This is a genomic window from Halostella sp. PRR32 (assembly GCF_034808085.1).
Lineage (GTDB): Archaea > Halobacteriota > Halobacteria > Halobacteriales > Natronoarchaeaceae > Halostella > Halostella pelagica.
Map to the genome: position 1 here is coordinate 1 of NZ_JAXHGL010000005.1, position 16,293 is coordinate 16,293.

Here is a 16,293-nt window from a genome sequence, read left to right on the forward strand (position 1 = left end):
TGATGTGTACGGTCTACAACATCAAGCGAGCCGTGAAACAGTGAAATCAAACGCCTTCTGGCGATTCACCAGAGCCTCGAATTCGGATTCGTCCATCGTCGGTGCGACGTTCGAACCCGTCCATCATAATTCTACACCTTCGACAGCCGCACAGACCGGTCGTCGGAGCGCTGGTGACACCGAAACGATCCAACGCGGACAGAAGCACAAAACTCTGAAACCGTCGGGTGCGATGAAGATGGGGGAGGTAGCGCCGCTTCCGTTGGTAAACGTATCGCAGCGCATCGCTCAGCCCGCTTCACCGATGCCCCGGCAGCAGTGGCTGCAGTTTCGACCGAACGTGAACGGGTTCCGGGCCTGCGGGGCAGTTTCGACCTGAGCAGCAGTATCCGACTCGACTGGTCGTTCGACGGATCGCAGTTCGAACCTCGTTCGTCACCTCCGTTGCGTATAGACCGCTCTACACGGCACCACATAGTGTTTTCTTAGCACTTGTTAGTATTTCCCCCAGTATACAATATCTTCCCAACAATGAATTGATTCCAAAACAAGCGTCTGGTTTACTTCCTTTTATACTGGCCGATCGTTTGTTCCTCTCTCGCCCCTATCCGTACACCCACTCGTATTATCGCAGACAGCCGACCGCCAAGCGCTGCATTCTACAGCCACCCTCGGGGTAGCCCGTCAGGACGGAATCGATAGCCGCCACACTGGAATACGGGGAGGGCGTATCCGACTGTAAACCGTGATGGACCAGTACGCGACGACGACGACCCGCCAGTTCGACCGCGACACTGCTCTCGACCGACGGACCGTCGAGCGCGACGGCGAAGAGATGAGCGCCGTACGGAGCAGTATCGACGGAACGAGGACAGTTGCGATGAACCTCACCGCGTTCGACGGCGATGTCGCGAGCAACGCGATGGAGACCGAACCGTGACGGATCCGCTCGAACAGCAGATGGCGCGTCAGTTCGTCCAGTCCGACCAGTTCGATAGAGTTCTCTCCATCTTCACCGAGATAGAGTCCGAGACGGTCGAAGCCGTCCAGGACCTCGCTGCTGTCACTGACGGTGTGGACGGGGTCAGTGAGTTACCCTCTCCAGAGGACCGCCGAGATATGCTCCGCGAACTATCGCTGGCGGTCATCTCCGGCGAATTCCCCACCTGGTACGTCGAACGGCTTGCACCGGTCGAGAACAGCGAAGAAGCGGCCAAGTTCATCGGTGCAGACCCGGATGTCCTCGCCGAGCGGTGGGCCGACCGCCTCCGCGACCGAGGTATCGAGGGCGACGACCGAGAACTGGCGACCGCCTACGCTCGCACGCGCTACGGTGTCGCGGAGTTCGTCGAGTTCCGCGACATCGTCATCGAGTGGGACGAAGACCGGATCGAAAACGAGATAGAGGCCGTCGTCGCCGAGAACTTCGAAACGGCACAGGAGACGGCTACGGCGGCCGCCGACGCTATCGACGACGGGTAGCGGCGTTCGCCGAAAAACTAGTGGGCTCGGCGGGACTGAGAAATCCCTCCGGGATTGCGAAGGTCGCCGAGTCGACGACTGAACGAACGAAGTGAATGAAGAAGTGGACTCGGCGGGATTTGAACCACGCCCAGACGGTCGCCTCGTTTCACTCGGCGCTGCGTCTGGTCTATTTCGAATCCCGCCTCACGTTACGAATGTGCGGCTCACAGGCGGCCAGCACACGCTACGCGGTGCTGGTCGCGTTGTTCGCCGCAAAATTAGTGGACTCGGCGGGATTTGAACCCGCGGCCTTCCCCGTGCCAGGGGGATGATCTACCGCTGATCTACGAGCCCTCGAGCGTAACCTATCGTAGCGTGGGACGTATTGATAAAACCGTCGGATCGGCCGCCCTACGGCAGACCGTCGCAGGACCCAGTATCGAGTAGAAACCCTTTAGTCCGCGTCCCCGGAAAGACCGGTGGGAACAGCACGACCGCAAATCTGACTTGTCGCGCGGCTCCTTGCGCATGTTTGCGCTCGCGCGACTCGGGATTGCGGTAGTGCAGGCGTTTACGCGCTGATACTACAGCGGTCTGTGCGGTTCCTATCCTCAAACTATGGCACGAATGCACACCCGACGCCGCGGCTCGTCCGGTTCGGACAAGCCGACGGCTGACGAACCGCCGGAGTGGAGCGACGTCGACGCCGAAGCGATCGAAGAGCGCGTCGTCGAACTAGCAGAACAGGGGCACGACCCGAGTCAGATCGGGCTCAAGCTCCGTGACGAGGGCGTGAAAGGCACGCCGATCCCGGACGTCAAACTGGCGACCGACAAGAAGGTCACGGAGATCTTAGAGGAGAACGACGCCACCCCCGACCTGCCCGAGGACCTGCGGAACCTCATGGAGCGCGCGCTTCGTCTGCGCGAGCACATGGAGGAGAACGCGCAGGACCACCAGAACAAGCGCGCGCTGCAAAACACCGAGTCGAAGGTTCGCCGTCTCGCCGACTACTACCGCGGCGACAAGCTCGACGAGGACTTCACGTACTCGTACGAGAACGCACAGGAACTCCTCGAATAGATGTCCACCACGGGTCGAACCGCAACCGCCGCGCCGGACGATCTCGCCGCGAGGCTCCGCGAAGCGCCGTTCGTCCGGATCCTTACGGCCGCCGACGGCGACAGCGTCGCCGCGAGCGGCGTCGTCGCCCGCGCGCTCGACTGTCCGTTCCAGGTGAGCGTCACCCGGACGGACGCGGCGCGCGAACGGCGCGCGGAGCAGTTCGCAGACGACCACGCGGACGAGGCCGTCGTGCTTTCGGTCGGTAACGACGACGACGGACTCGCGATATCCGGTTCGGACCGCCCGGCGAGCGTTACCGCCGTCGACGTTGCCAGCGGACTTGGCGCGTCGTCCGACCCGGTACTCGCGCTGTCCGGCGTTGCCGCTACCGGGACGACTCCCGGTGCCGGCGAGAGCGAACGTGTTCTCGCGAGCGCGACGGACCAGGGTCTCGTCGCCCGACGGCCGGGCGTCGCCGTCCCGACGGAAGACCTCGTGGACGGTCTCGCCCACTCGACGCTACTGCACGCGGACTTCTCGGGCGCCCCCACGACGACCGGGGCCGCGCTCGCGGAGCTCGACCTGCCGGCCGAGATGGACGACGACGCCCGCCGCGCGGTCGCGTCGCTGGTCGCGATATCGGCGACCGGAGGCGAGCACACGCCTCGGCGCGCCGCCGAAGCGGTCGAACGCGCGCTCCGACCCTACGCAACGGTCGACGCGCCGTTTGCCACTGTCGGCGGCTACGCCGACGTGCTCGAAGTGACCGCCGAGACCGCCCCCGGAACCGCCGTGGCGCTCGCGCTCGGTCACGAAGCGCGCGACGCCGCGCTCGACGCGTGGCGGGACGCGAGCGAACGCGCCCACCGCGCGCTCCGCGAGGGGACGACCGGCCGGTACGACGGCCTGTTCGTCGCGCGACACGACGCCGCACCGGTGGCGACGACCGCGCGAATACTGCGGGATTTCCGGTCGCCGGAGCCCGTGGCGCTCGTCGTCGGCGATGGCGAGGCAGCGGCCGCGGCGACGACCGACTGCGGGATAGGCGAGGCGATACGTGCGGCCGCCGCAACCGTCGGTGGCAGATCCAGCGGCACCGGCCGCCGCGGCTACGCACAGTTCGACCCGGACGAGGACGGGACATCCGGTCCCGATACCAAGGAGTTCATCGCGGCGTTCAGGGAGGCACTATGAAGCGCGCGGAGATCCGAACCGAACTCGACCAGGCCGCCCTCGTCGCGGCGGCGGTGGCTCCCGACAACACGTCGGAGATGACCACGACCGTCGAGCGGAGTTCGGACAGCAATCAGTCGGAAACCGACGACTCCGGCGAGCGCGACACGGTCGTCACGCGGATCGAACGCGAGACGACCGGCGGCCTCCAGTCGACGGTCGACGATTACGTCGTCAACGTAGACGTCGCAACCAAGGTAGTACGACACGCAAACGACTTCACCAACACACAATCATGAGCGAACGATCAGTTTCCAAGCAGAAACAGGAGAAGCGGTGGTACACCGTCCACGCCCCGGAGCAGTTCGACCGGGAGGAACTCGGTGACACCCCCGCTGACGAACCCGAGAAAGTACAGGGCAGAACGATCGAAACGACGCTGGGTGACCTCACGTCGGACGCCGGCGAGAACAACACCAAGCTGACGTTCAAGATCACGGACGTCGGCAGTGACGCGGCGTACACCGAGTTCATCAAACACGAACTCACCCGCGATTACCTGCGCAGTCTGGTCCGCCGCGGTGCCTCGAAGATCGAGGTCAACGTCACGGTGCTGACGACCGACGATTACCGAGTGCAGGTTCAGCCGGTCGCGTTCACCACGAAGAAAGCGGACGCCAGTCAGGAGAAGGCTATCCGCCGAACGATGATCGACCTCGTCAACGAGGCCGCTGACGAGCGCACCTTCGAACAGCTGATCGACAGCATCGTCGAAGGCCGTCTCTCCAGCGCGATCTACGGCGAGGCGAAGACGATCTACCCGCTGCGCCGAGTCGAGATTCAGAAGGCGACGCTCGAAGCGCGTCCCGAAGAAGTCGCTGCAGAGGAAGAGACTGCCGTCGACGTCGACGAATCGGACGTCGCTACGTCCGACTCCTGATACCGTCGGACGGAGAGACAACCGGCACACGAAGCGGTCCAGTGACGACAAGCAGTAGACGACTGACGCAGTTTTTTCGGGCGGTTCGTTCTGTGCCGACGAGGCGAACCCTCCCGAGCAGTGTGTCCGGATCTCAATTGATGAACGTGATGTCTATCCGCGTTTCCCGGACGTAGAGGTCGATCTGGCCGCTGCTCGGTTCACATTTAGCTGTAATACTACTTCCGGACGCGCTCACGTCCCAGCCGTTCTCGTTGAAGTACTCCCCCCAGGCCTCCGTGCTGCTCGAGTCCACGGTAACGCTGACGTTGTCGACCGACGTGGAGTTCGTGCCGGTCCTGTTTTGCGGGTAGTGAAGATATCGGTTTTCGAGTTTCCCGATCACTTGGACGGTTCCGTCCGAACTGAGTCCGGCGCTGTTCGGTGCGTCTAGCGTGACGACCGAAACCGTCGCGTGCGAGTCCGTACACTGGTACTCCGGTTCCGAGAGCATCACTCGTCGGTTGTCTCCGTCCCGGCGGAAGACAGCGCCGTTCTCGTACTCGATACGGGTATCTTCGAACTCGTACGTCAGCGCTCCCGCCGTCCGTGTCGGCATGCTCCAGGACGGCGCTTCCACCGTTATTTCTGTGTCTTTCTCGACCGAAATCGTACCGCCCGCGAGGCGGAGTTCACCGGACCGTCCCTCGATGTGTCTCCCTTCCATGTCGCCGATGTTGTTGGAGAGGGCCACGAACGCGCGTTCTGCGTTACGTTTCTGTTCGTCCTCCTGATAATCGGTGAGCGTCGAATAGCCGTACGTGTATGTGATCCCGACGCTCGTGATGATGAGCGAGAAGACGATGACGAAGGCTATCATGTCGCTGACGGCGCGGTCTGACTCTCTCATGTGGCACTCTCTATGGTTATCGTGGGATCGTCCCCGGGTTCGTTTTCGTACACGATTCGAACGTCGCCGCCGTTGACTGCACCTGGATCGACGGTATCTTCGTGGACGTTGACCGGAACGACTACGTCATCGTTTAGCTCGGCGGTCGACATAATGAGGCAGGCGGACGCGTTATCCAGGCGGTTTACGTCACAGGCAGATCCTGTGCTCTTAGATTCGAGCCGGACGGTGTATGCCGCGCCGCTTACCCTCGACGGGTGTTCGGTTTCGAGTTCGATACGCTCATCCGCGTCGGGTGTCGCCGTCCGGTCAATACTCTCCATCTCCGCGCTGAGTCGGTCGCCGATCGTCTTCAGTTCGCTTCTGGCAGCTTGTTCTCGCTCGCTATCGAGGACTCCGCCGGCACCGATGAGCAGCCCCGTCAGGAGTATCGTCGTGATACCGATAGTGAGGACGTGTGTGACGGCGATAGAGACGGCACGGTCGTCCGGCCCGAACCGACGCGGACCGGTCATTTCGGAACCTCCCTGACCGTGATGGTCTGGTTGCTCACGTAGGTTACCGTGCGGGACTGGTAGTAGAGGTCGACGCCAGCCTCGAGGAGGACACGGTTTGCGTACGGCGTGGCAGGACCGTCACGGTCCCACACGATCCCTGGGTGGGAGTCCACCGTTCCGTTGACTACGAACGAGTAATTACCCTGAACATTGTCCACGTTCCGGAATTCCATCGAGTATGGACCGCTGAGAACGTTCGTCGAATTGAACGAACAGGCCGAGTGGTTTGGTGCGGAACCATTGGTGATGTTCAGTCGGACATGGCTGTCGGGGATCGTACAGACGTTCTGCGTGATACCGCTTCCACGAGTCTGGTTGAGGACGAGAGTCCCGGTATCGTCTGATAGTTGTATGTGTACCGGAGGTTCCGATGCCGACTCGCTCCGTAGTACAATTGTGAAATTATCCGATCCAGACACATCTAGGAGTTCTCCAGTCGTGATATTCGTCTCGAACTGACCGATGTATCGTGGATCCCCTGGTTGAACCGGTTCCCAGTCAAGATTGGATGTGTCTCCTGAACTGTTAAATTTGGTGTCGTTGTTCTGCACCACCCGCGTCCCGAACGTACTACTCGACTCGTTGAACGTCACGTTGACGTACGTCGGACTTCCGTCGGCGTACGTCTCCGCGAGCAGCCGGTTGTACGTCGTCGATACGTTCCCGTCGACATTCCCGCTGAAAGCCGTGTTACTGTCCGTCCCGTTCTCTACGTGACGGACCAGTTCGGGCATGTCACGTTCGACCTGCTGCTGGAACTCCTGTGCGTTTTCTATCTCTCCGACAGAGCCCTGGGCGGCGAGGTTGTCCGTGAAAAGCACCGTGTTGAACACCACGACCAGACCGATGATGATGAACGCGAGGGCGATGCTTCCGACGAGTATCAACTGGGCTCGGTCGCGGGTACTATCGCAGTCCTGTAGCCTCCTCACCATACGATGAGATACACCTCCACGACGGTGAACACGGGACTGTTCGGTGCGGTGTCGCTGACTGGGAATTCGCCCGCCTCCGCCGCTTCAGCGACGGTTCGAGCAGAGTTCGGCATGGGGTCATCGTCGTACACCGTCACCGTTTCCGTCGCGACGACGGCGGTGTCCGAGGGGACGCCACGGTACACCATGTTTTTCGGCCGGACTGTGACATTGGTACTGTTGACCGACGTCTCTACGTCGCGGTACTCGACGATGATGTTGTACACTTTCCCTCGCTGATTGAACGTCGCGTTCAGCGTCTGCCCGAACTCAGTCGGTGGGGGGCTTGCACCGTATCCGATATCGGAGCGCAAGGTCCCGTCGTACACTTCGTTCCCCTGGGAGCGGTTGAGATTCAGTACGAGGTATTTCAGTGATTCGTTGTTTTTCGCCTGCTGGAGGATGTCGTTCGCCTCCGACTGGTGCTGGGCCTGCACGTCGCGGTCGACCGTCCCCGCCGTCGTCGGCGTGATGATGACCGACTGGAGTGCGAACAGTACTGCCGTCAGGATAAGCATCGACCCGATGAACCCTTCGAGCGTGAACGCCTGCCCTCTGTCGTCACGCATGATTACCACACCCTCACGACGAGTCGACAGGACGGGTCACAAACGCTCCCGTCGTCGAACGTCACAACTCGACTGGTACTCGCTGCCGGTTGGCCGCTGTAATCGTCGCCGCGAGCCAAGGTGACACCGCCGCTCTGATGCGTCACTGACCCGTTCGGCGTCCGGACCGTGACGTTGACCTGCGACGTGACTGGCAGGTCATAGCGGTCCCGGAGTTCGTCGCCATCACCACCGTTGCCGAAGAACTCCTCAGTCCGGTCGACATCTAGCGTCCCCGGTTTGTCGGCGACGGAGTAGTTGTCGAGAAACGCCGATGCGACTCTGTCGGCCTGTGTCACCTGGCTGTCTTCCACTTCTGAGTCAAACGGCGTGAAGATGCTCGGAATGAACGCGAACACGAACGCGGTCGTCAGCAAGAAGATACTCACACCGACTGCGAAGTCCTGGTTCGTCTGTCCGCGGTCGTCGCCGATCATCCGACCACCGTCCACACTGCGAGCGCTATCGTCTGCAGGATGATGACGAACTTGAGACCACCCATCAGATCCGCCTCTCGCATGTATCCGCTGATCATCCCCGAGAGGATCGCCTGCATAGTCACCGCGTGGAAGAACAGTAGCGATAGCATCTGGGTGTCGACGCCGCCGCTGAGCCCCTGCGACGTGCCTCCCCCTCCGCCGCCGCTCGCCTGGCCACTCAGGCCGGACATCACGTCGAGGAACTGCGTCTTCAGAATGGCCATGACTGCAAGCAGGGTCAGGTACGTCATGATGATGATGACCATCTGCATCCGCGTCCGGGACTTGCGCTCGCGTTCGATGTCGTCTTGGTTCTCGCTCGCCTGTGCCGCGGTGCTTAGCACGTCCGTGATCTGGCTGGACGCCTCCTGTGATTTGGTGATGAGTTTGACGGTCCGAGCGAGTCGCGGCAAGTGGTAGTTGTTGTTGAACTCGACGAGGGCTTCCCGGAGGTTCATTCCGTAGTTGACCTTGGCGTGGATCTGGTCGAACTCGTGAGCCAGTTTGCCGGACGTGGTGTTGGCGACGGTTTCGAACGACTCCAGCAGCGTCAGGCCCGTCGCGTTCGCACTCGCCAGTTTCCGCAGGTTATCGGAGATGTCCGAGACGATGGCGTTCCGGGACCGGATGTTCCACTCCCGGAAGATAGCAAGCGGCGTGAGACAGAGGTAAGTCGGCATGTACACGTAGATGAACGTGCCCCACACCGGTTGCTCGACGAACCCGTCGATAGATGTCGGCGCGGACCCGGAGGCGATAGCAGTGACGAGTATGACGAGCGCCGCGGGCACTGTCAGTGCCAGCGTCAACAGTGGATTGTCCCGAAAGAAGATGTGCGGTCGTTTCAGAACCTTCTTCGTCTCGAACGTCCCCTCACGGCTTTTGATGCGGTCGAAGACGCTGTGCTCGCCCGTGAACGTCTCGATGAGGCCCAGATCGAGGATGCTCTCGTTGGAGGCGTTTTTCAGGCGGTCGCTGCTGTTGGCTGGGTTGAGGTAGCCGTCCCCGACCTCGTCCTGTTTCACGGTCGAAACCATCACGAGGAACCCGACGCCGAGGATAGGGATGAGGCCGTACACCGTCCCGTACAGCATCGTCTCTCTCGCCTGTCCCATCATCCCCATGATGACGATGATGATGAGGAGAAGCAGCGGGAACAGAGAAAGCGTCATATACATCTCGCCGAACAGTTCGAGCGTTTCCAGAGTCAGTTCCTGCTCCTGCTTGGCGGTCCGCATGTGCTTGTCCTTTTTGTCGTCGAGGAACGACTCCATGTCTCCGCCGCTGTTTACGATCGAGAGCATGTCCGTCAGGAACTGACTCAACTCGTCACTCGGCGTTTCCATCGCCTGCGTCCGCAGTGCGCTCCGGTAGTCCGTATCGAAGTACTCTGTCTCCTGGACGATGTTCCTGAACTCGTAGGCGACCTCCCCGTACGTGTCCTCTGCCTGTGCCATCGCTTCCAGGATCTCTAACTGGTTCAGCCCTCCGACGGACAGGGCGTACATGAACGACACGGCGTCCGGGAGTAACATGTTGATCTCGCGTTCGCGACTCGACGCCCGCGAATACGGAACCGCGACCAACGCGCCGAATCCCATCCCGAATCCGATAGTTCCGAGCACCAGCCCCGTCGTCAGCACGAGCGCCGGAATCTTCGCCGCCTGAATGAACTCGAGTAGCGTTTGGTTGGGGATCTGCGCGCCGAGGATCAGACCCACCTCGACGACGCCGGTAACGAACAGGACGTAGCCCAGAAGGGTGCCGATCAACCAGAGAAATCCACCTGAGAGAACGCCGATACCCATCGCCCGGGAGAGGTACATCTCGACGGGGTCCGACATCCGGGCCTGTGCGAGTTTGGTTTCGACTCCGTTGACGAAGTCACTGTTCTCGTCGAACAGCATGTCGAACAGCGGGTAGAACATATCGCCGAGCGGGTCGTCGCTAGACCCGATCCCACTACTCTCGGGCCCGGACCGTGTATCCAGGCTCATTGTTCGTCCTCGTCGTCACTGTCACTGTCACTGAAGATCGATCCGTCTCCGTCGTCGAAGACCGATCCGGCGTCCGTTTCCGCTTCGTCGCCGGCGTTTTCGTCGGATTCGCTGAAGATCGAATCGCCGTCGGTTTCCCCGAAGATCGACTCCCCGTCGTCTTCGAAGATCGCGTCCTCCCCATCAGTGTCGCCGTCCGCGTCCTCGCTGTCACCGAACGGGGACTCGCTACTGCCGCTGTCGGAGAAGATGGACTCGTCGCTGCCGCTTTCGTCCGAACTGTCTTCGTCCCCGAAGAAGGAACTGTCACCCGAGAACACCTCATCCTCGGCTTCGTCCTCGGCGTCGTCGTCGACAGCGGCCGAACCGGCTTCCTCCGTCGGTTCGTCGTCTACTGTCCCGTTAGCGGGGTCATCTGTCCCCTCGGTCGGGTCGGGCGTCTTCGTCCCCTCGGCCTCGTCGTTCGGTTCTCCGAACACCGTGCCGTCTGAAGCGGGGTCGTCTTCCGGTCCGGAGCTAAACACCGCGTCGTCGCTCTCGACCGGGACGTCGTCTGTCTCCGTCGCCTCGGTGTTCGTTTCAGCCCCGACGTCCGCGGTTTCGACAGCGGCGTCTCCACCGGTCGGGTCGCTGAAGACGGCCTCGTCGGTATCGTCCGCCCCGTCCTCGCGAGTCCCGTCCGCAGAGGAGGCGGTAGCCGTCTCTTCGACGGAACCGGCCTCCGTCTCATCCGGCGGCGAGGCGTCCGTTTCCGCGGCGTCCGCCTCGGCCCCGGAAGCGGCGAGGGCGGCCGTTTCTTCCGCTTCGTCGAGTTCCGGCGTGTCAGTCCCGTCTCCGGCGTCTCCCTCTGCGGTTTCCGGGGCCCCCGTCTCGCCGTCGGACTCCGTTCCACCGAACTCGTCCTCGTCGTCGCTGAGCCACCCCGGTCCGTCCTCGGCGACCGCTTCGTCGCCCTCGGCCGTACTGCCGAAGGTGAAGTCGTCGTCGTCGCCGAGTCCGAGTTCATCCTCTGAGACGGAGTCGTCCAGACCGCCGCCGCCGAAGTCGAAGTCGTCGCTGTCGGTTTCCTCCGGCGTGATAGTCGGTTCTTCCTCTCCGGAGACGCTGGAAAGTGCGCTCCCGAGACCGCTCGGCACCTTGCCGCGGTACTGTTCGAACACGCGCTCTTCGGCGCGTTCGAGGATGTCCGTTGCCTCGTTGTAAATCTCCTCGCCGGCGTCCGGCCGCGGGACCAGCGCCTCCTTTTCCGGGTCGACATCGATCAGGACGGACTCCATTTCGCGCAGGTCTTCGAGACTGTCTTCCAGTTGGTCGTTCGCGATCAACGTCAGGATCGTTTCGGGGTCGTTGATGTAGGCCTGAACCGTCGCCGCGACTTTCGTGTACTCGTTCAGTCCGTTCTTGATGAGATACGCCAGGATGACGCGGCGCTCGAACAGTTCCTCTTCGAGTCGGTCCCTGTTCCACCCACGGTCGAACTGGATCTCTTCGAGCGTGTTCGAATCCCCCATCTTGAGGAACTCGTCTGTCTCGGCCTGCCACTGGTAGACGTCCTGAACGTTGATTTCGTCGTTCTCCGCGTCGTAGTGGTTGATCTCGGTTAGGGACTTGTTCCGGCGAACCTTGTTGCCCTGCACCCGCGTCTGCGTCTGGATCGAAACCAGGTCCAGCGCCGTGAACATGGTCTTCGAGACGTTGATCGGGTCCGTCGTGAACCGCTTGAGAACCTCACCGACGGAGTCGGCGTGGAACGTCGTGTAGGTCGTGTGCCCCGTTGACATGACCTGGAACAGCGTCCGGCCCTCTTCACCGCGGATCTCGCCCATGACGATGTAGTCGGGTCGCTGGCGCAGTGCGGCCTCCAGCAGGTCGAACTCGTCGACGTCGCCCTGACTGTCGTCGGAGAACGACGGTCGCGTGACGCTCGCGATCCAGTTACGCTGGGGGAGTTCGACCTCGCGGGTGTCCTCGATGGAGACGATCTTGGCGCTACTCGGAATGAACAGCGAGATGGCGTTCAGGCTCGTCGTCTTCCCGGACGCCGTACCTCCGGCGAAGATGAGCGACTTGTGGTTCTCGATGCTGAGCCAGAGGAAGGCCATCTCGTCGAGCGAGAACGTGTTCCAGTTGATGAGGTCTATCGGCGTGAACGGGACGTCTTTGAACTGTCGGATAGTGTAGTTCGTCCCGTGGTCGGACACCTCGGGTCCGAGAGTCAACTGCGACCGCGAGCCGTCCGGTAGCGTCGCGTCGACCTGCGGTCGACGCTTGCTGATACCCTTGCCGGAGCGCTGCGCGAGTTTGACGACGAAGTCGTCGAGTTCCTCCTCGGCGTGGTAGATGTTCGAGATGATCTGCTCGTGGTCGGTGTGATAGACGAACACCGGCGAGTTGTACCCGTTACAGGAGATGTCCTCGACGTTGATGTCGTGTTTGATCGGGTCGATCCGCTCGTACCCGATGAAGTCCCGCTTCAGCAGGTACAGAAGCTTCTCGACCTGGTACTCGTTCAAGTGGTCCGGATCGTCCGCCAGGATCGCCGGCTCCGGCCGGAGCGAAATACCGTCCAGTCCGCCGTCTTCCTCCTCTATGGCGACCTCGTCGGGCTCCCCGAACAGACCCTTTATCTGGTCGATGATCGAGCCGTCGCCGCCGCCACCGGTCGGTTGCTGGAAGATATCGTACCGTTTGAGCAGGCGTTTCGTCTCGCGTTCGATAACGTCTTTCCGCTCGTCTTCACCGCCTTCGATGGTAATGTCCTCATCGGTGTACTTGATCGCTGTTCGTAGCTTGCCGGTGAGAAACTCCTGTAAGTCCTTCTCTATCTCGTTTAGGTTGGGCTCGATCGCGTAGTATTTCTTCTCGTTTTCTTTCTCGGAGTGAAACAGGATGACGAAGGCGTACGGTTTGTTGACCCAGTACCGGTCCTCCTCGCGGAAGTGCGTCTTTTTCTCCTGCGGGACGGCCTTCTCCAGGTCGTACCGATTGACAACGGTCGTGTGCCCCTCCTGCGTACTGAAGAACTCGTCTTCCTTCTCGTGTCGGACGTTGACCGTGCGCTCCTCGACGACGTCGTGAAGTTCGTCCGCGAACGCCTGGCCCTGACTCAGCAGGCCCTCTGTGTCTTCGGGGTCGAAGCCGAGGTGACTCTCCGGGTCGAACGGAACCGTCTCACCCTCGCTGTCGAGCGGGAGGTCGCCTTCGTCCTCGTAGTAGTACTCCCACTTGAAATGCTCCCAGCCGTACTCGTCTTTGGCGACCGGGGTCGAGAATACGTCCTCCTTGAAAGCCTCCCAGAGATATTTCGCCGGGGGTGCCGCGTCTTCCGTGATTCGACCGGTGAGGTCGTCCGGGTGGAAACCGAGATACTCCTCGGGTGCGAACTCGACGCCGTTCCAGTCATCGCCGGAGGGTGGCCCCACGTCTTCGGAACTTCCGAGTCCGAGCGACCCCCCACTCCCGCTCGTCGCACTCGACGGGTACACCCGGTTGACCTCGTCTTCGTACCCGAACTCCTCCATGAACTCTGCCCACGTGTACTCCCCCACCGAGACCGTCGGGCCCTGGTTGGCGGTCCCTGATCCCCCGTCCGTGGGATCTGGGCCCTCACCCCCCTGATCAGTATTGCCCTCAGGCTCGGCTGCCGACTCGTCCACCTCCCCCTCTAACTGTTTGGAGTCCGACTGGTCGGCGTCGTCAATAGCCATTGGCTACTTCCACTGGCTGACTAGTCAAAAAACCTTTTATAGAGTATCAGTGTTGATAACTTCGGCGCACTACCCGCTTTGAATTGGGTTTTCTAGAGATCACTCCATAGATTATCATTATCAGGGAATGTATTCGCAAGAGGAATTTCACTTTCGAGAGTAATTTCACCCACTAACACGGAGATGAGATCTCAATTCCGCTCGGGACGGTGCTATTACACGTCTCCGCTGGGTTCGGACTGGACCGAATTGTCTCTGAACGATCATGGTGACCGGGGAAAACGGGAGTGTTCACGGTTTATCCGTGCCCATGGTTACGTTCTGTCTGCGGTTTACAGCTCCCTGCTCCTCACGTCCGTTCGTCGCATGACGGACGTGGCGGGATTCGAACCGGAGTCAGACGGTCCTGCTCGTTCGCTTCGCGAACTGCGCAGGCTGCGACTGACAGGATTCGAACTCCGGGTCCCTCTGCTCCTCACGTCCGTTCGTCGCATGACGGACGTGGCGGGATTCGAACCCACGCTCTGGAGGTTAGGAACCTCCCGCCCTGATCCACTAGGCCACACGTCCGCAATAAGAAGAAAGCGCGTTACTGCGCGGAGTCGCTCTCGGTGTTCGTCTCCGTGTCTTCGCTGGTAACGGGGTCGGTGTCGACGAAGTCGTCTTCGGGCTCCGCCAGGTCGGCGTCGGTTGCGGTCGAGCCGTCAGAATCGGGGCCTTCGCGCATCTCTTCGAGTTCCTGTTCGACTTCCTCTCGTCCCTTCTGGAACTCGCCCATCGCCTCCCCGGTCGACCGTGCCAGTTTCGGGATCTTGTTCGCCCCGAAAAGGAGCACGGCGATCAGGAGGATAACGACGAGTTCGGTTCCGCCGGGAAGTCCCCCGACGAACGCCGGTGCGGTTTCAAGTGCCATCTCTACCTCAGCTTAACCGGGAAGCAATTATAGTCTTTTTGCTCGGGAACCCCCAATAGCGGGCTGATAGGTCAGGAAAACGCAATTGTCTTCTTTCCGCCGTGACTACGCGCAGACGATATGGCCGAAGCTAACGGCGACGCTCCGGATTTCACTGCACCGCTTGCAAACGGCGACATAGAGGATTTCACACTCGCCGACGAACTAGCCGACGGCCCGGTCGTACTCGCGTTTTTCCCCGGGGCGTTCACGAGCGTCTGCACCACCGAGATGTGTACGTTCGACGACCGGCTATCGAAGTTCGATGACATCGGTGCCGATGTCTACGGGATCAGCGTCGACTCACCGTTCGCGCTAAACGAGTTCCGCGACCAGAACGACCTGTCGTTCGGCCTCATTAGCGACATCGACAAGGAGATCATCGACGCCTACGACGTGCGGATGGACTTCGCCGACCTGGGCGTCCACGGCGTCGCGAAGCGTGCGGTGTTCGTCGTCGGAGCGGACGGCGAGATAACCTACGAGTGGGTGAGTGACGACCCCGGCGTGGAACCGGAGTACGACGAGATTGCGGCCGCTGTCGACGACACCGCGTAACGTCCCCTTTTCTCGGCGGCCCGGTGCTCTTTTTCACCTCGGCGACGAAACCCCGGGCATGGCTGATTCACCGACCGCCGACACCGACGACTCACTCAGCGACGGCAACGGTCGTACGTACGCACCCGAGGCCGACCACGCGTTTCCGGACGAACGGCTCAACGAGGTACTGGCGTTTCTCGACGACGACGAGGAAGTCCAGACCTACCTCGAAGCGCAGAACGTCAATCCGGTGAAACGCAAGGGGTACAACGACCACGGCGCGAAACACATCAGCATCGTCCGCAACCGGGCGCTGTGTCTGTACGACCTTCTGAAGGAGGCAGGCGTCGAGTTCAACGGCGCGGCTGACCAGGGGCTCGACGAAGCCGACGAGAGCATCATCGTCGCGCTCGCGGCGACGATTCACGACATCGGTCACGTCGTCCATCGCGACAGTCACGCCTACTACTCGATACCGCTCGCTGCGGACATCCTCGACCGGATCCTCCCGGAGTTCTACGATGTCGCAGACGCAGTGCGGATGAAAGGCGAGGTTCTCCACGCCATCCTCTGTCACCACACGTCGGAGGACCCGCTGACGACGGAGGCGGGAGTCATCCGCGTGGCCGACGCCCTCGACATGGAACGCGGCCGGTCGCGCATGCCGTACGAGATGGGTGGGCGCGGCATCAACACTATCTCCAGTCGGGCCATCCGCAACGTCTCGCTGCGCCCTGGCGATGACCGTCCCGTCCTCGTCGAGATAGAGATGACAAACGCTGCCGGCGTCTATCAGGTCGACAACTTACTCAAGGCGAAACTCCGCGGGTCAGGCCTGGAAGACGACGTGCGCATCGTCGCGGTGAACATAAACGAGGAGACGGATCAGCTAGTCGAGCGGATCGAACTCTGAGCGGTTGTAAGGACTTACAAGCGTTCGCTCACTGT

The 16,293-nt window shown here is 61.3% G+C and carries 16 protein-coding genes and 2 tRNA genes; 8 read left to right on the top strand and 10 right to left on the bottom strand.

The annotated features are described in order from the left end of the window. The first annotated feature begins 748 nt into the window (after positions 1–748). Positions 749–940, top strand: coding sequence for a hypothetical protein (locus SM753_RS15610; RefSeq protein WP_323192313.1), 192 nt, complete (start codon positions 749–751; stop codon positions 938–940). Beyond that, the gene (locus tag SM753_RS15615; protein ID WP_323192314.1) at positions 937–1,482 is read left to right on the top strand and encodes a hypothetical protein; all 546 of its coding nucleotides are present in this window, start codon (positions 937–939) and stop codon (positions 1,480–1,482) included. The genes SM753_RS15610 and SM753_RS15615 overlap by 4 nt, the downstream gene beginning before the upstream one ends. Positions 1,483–1,746: 264 nt before the next feature. Here SM753_RS15615 and SM753_RS15620 read toward each other — a convergent pair. Continuing rightward, a tRNA-Ala gene (locus tag SM753_RS15620) sits at positions 1,747–1,818 on the bottom strand. Positions 1,819–2,082: 264 nt separating this feature from the next. On the opposite strand from SM753_RS15620, the gene SM753_RS15625 reads away from it, so the two are divergent. Genes SM753_RS15625 through SM753_RS15640 form a run of 4 tightly spaced genes read left to right on the top strand, consistent with a single transcriptional unit; the run spans position 2,083 to position 4,642 of the window. Further along, the gene (locus SM753_RS15625) at positions 2,083–2,547 is read left to right on the top strand and encodes a 30S ribosomal protein S15 (protein WP_135535507.1); all 465 of its coding nucleotides are present in this window, start codon (positions 2,083–2,085) and stop codon (positions 2,545–2,547) included. After that, positions 2,548–3,723 carry an exonuclease RecJ gene (locus SM753_RS15630; protein ID WP_323192315.1) on the top strand — a complete coding sequence of 392 codons (1,176 nt, stop codon included), beginning with the start codon at positions 2,548–2,550 and terminating at the stop codon, positions 3,721–3,723. Further along, entirely contained in the window at positions 3,720–4,001 is a 282-nt protein-coding gene (locus SM753_RS15635) for a KEOPS complex subunit Pcc1 (RefSeq protein WP_138797273.1), read from the top strand. The genes SM753_RS15630 and SM753_RS15635 overlap by 4 nt, the downstream gene beginning before the upstream one ends. Further along, positions 3,998–4,642 carry a 30S ribosomal protein S3ae gene (locus SM753_RS15640; protein WP_135535504.1) on the top strand — a complete coding sequence of 215 codons (645 nt, stop codon included), beginning with the start codon at positions 3,998–4,000 and terminating at the stop codon, positions 4,640–4,642. The genes SM753_RS15635 and SM753_RS15640 overlap by 4 nt, the downstream gene beginning before the upstream one ends. Before the next feature lie 133 nt (positions 4,643–4,775). Here the strand turns inward: SM753_RS15640 and SM753_RS15645 are convergent, their stop codons facing one another. The 9 genes from SM753_RS15645 to SM753_RS15685 form a co-directional block, all read right to left on the bottom strand. Next, complete coding sequence (locus SM753_RS15645; protein ID WP_323192316.1) at positions 4,776–5,531, bottom strand: hypothetical protein; 756 nt, start codon at positions 5,529–5,531, stop codon at positions 4,776–4,778. Continuing rightward, positions 5,528–6,046, bottom strand: a complete 519-nt coding sequence (locus SM753_RS15650; protein ID WP_323192317.1) for a hypothetical protein — start codon at positions 6,044–6,046, stop codon at positions 5,528–5,530. Before SM753_RS15650 ends, SM753_RS15645 begins: the two co-directional genes overlap by 4 nt. Beyond that, positions 6,043–7,023 carry a hypothetical protein gene (locus SM753_RS15655; protein WP_323192318.1) on the bottom strand — a complete coding sequence of 327 codons (981 nt, stop codon included), beginning with the start codon at positions 7,021–7,023 and terminating at the stop codon, positions 6,043–6,045. The genes SM753_RS15650 and SM753_RS15655 overlap by 4 nt, the downstream gene beginning before the upstream one ends. Further along, positions 7,017–7,631 carry a hypothetical protein gene (locus SM753_RS15660; RefSeq protein WP_323192319.1) on the bottom strand — a complete coding sequence of 205 codons (615 nt, stop codon included), beginning with the start codon at positions 7,629–7,631 and terminating at the stop codon, positions 7,017–7,019. Before SM753_RS15660 ends, SM753_RS15655 begins: the two co-directional genes overlap by 7 nt. Before the next feature lie 2 nt (positions 7,632–7,633). Then, positions 7,634–8,107, bottom strand: a complete 474-nt coding sequence (locus SM753_RS15665) for a hypothetical protein (protein ID WP_323192320.1) — start codon at positions 8,105–8,107, stop codon at positions 7,634–7,636. After that, positions 8,104–10,146: a type II secretion system F family protein gene (locus tag SM753_RS15670; protein ID WP_323192321.1), complete on the bottom strand. Its 2,043-nt coding sequence runs from the start codon at positions 10,144–10,146 to the stop codon at positions 8,104–8,106. Before SM753_RS15670 ends, SM753_RS15665 begins: the two co-directional genes overlap by 4 nt. Continuing rightward, positions 10,143–13,853, bottom strand: a complete 3,711-nt coding sequence (locus tag SM753_RS21400; protein WP_369335367.1) for an ATPase, T2SS/T4P/T4SS family — start codon at positions 13,851–13,853, stop codon at positions 10,143–10,145. Before SM753_RS21400 ends, SM753_RS15670 begins: the two co-directional genes overlap by 4 nt. Before the next feature lie 496 nt (positions 13,854–14,349). Further along, positions 14,350–14,423: transfer RNA gene (locus SM753_RS15680), tRNA-Arg, on the bottom strand. Between the two features lie 19 nt (positions 14,424–14,442). After that, a complete protein-coding gene (locus SM753_RS15685; RefSeq protein ID WP_135535496.1) occupies positions 14,443–14,766 on the bottom strand; it encodes a twin-arginine translocase TatA/TatE family subunit in 324 nt (107 codons plus the stop codon). 120 nt (positions 14,767–14,886) lie between these two features. On the opposite strand from SM753_RS15685, the gene SM753_RS15690 reads away from it, so the two are divergent. Together SM753_RS15690 and SM753_RS15695 are read left to right on the top strand one after the other, a co-directional pair. Further along, on the top strand, positions 14,887–15,363 hold the full coding sequence (locus tag SM753_RS15690) for a redoxin domain-containing protein (RefSeq protein ID WP_323192322.1): 477 nt from the start codon (positions 14,887–14,889) through the stop codon (positions 15,361–15,363). Between the two features lie 58 nt (positions 15,364–15,421). Further along, a complete protein-coding gene (locus tag SM753_RS15695; protein WP_323192323.1) occupies positions 15,422–16,258 on the top strand; it encodes an HD domain-containing protein in 837 nt (278 codons plus the stop codon). Positions 16,259–16,293: the final 35 nt, after the last annotated feature.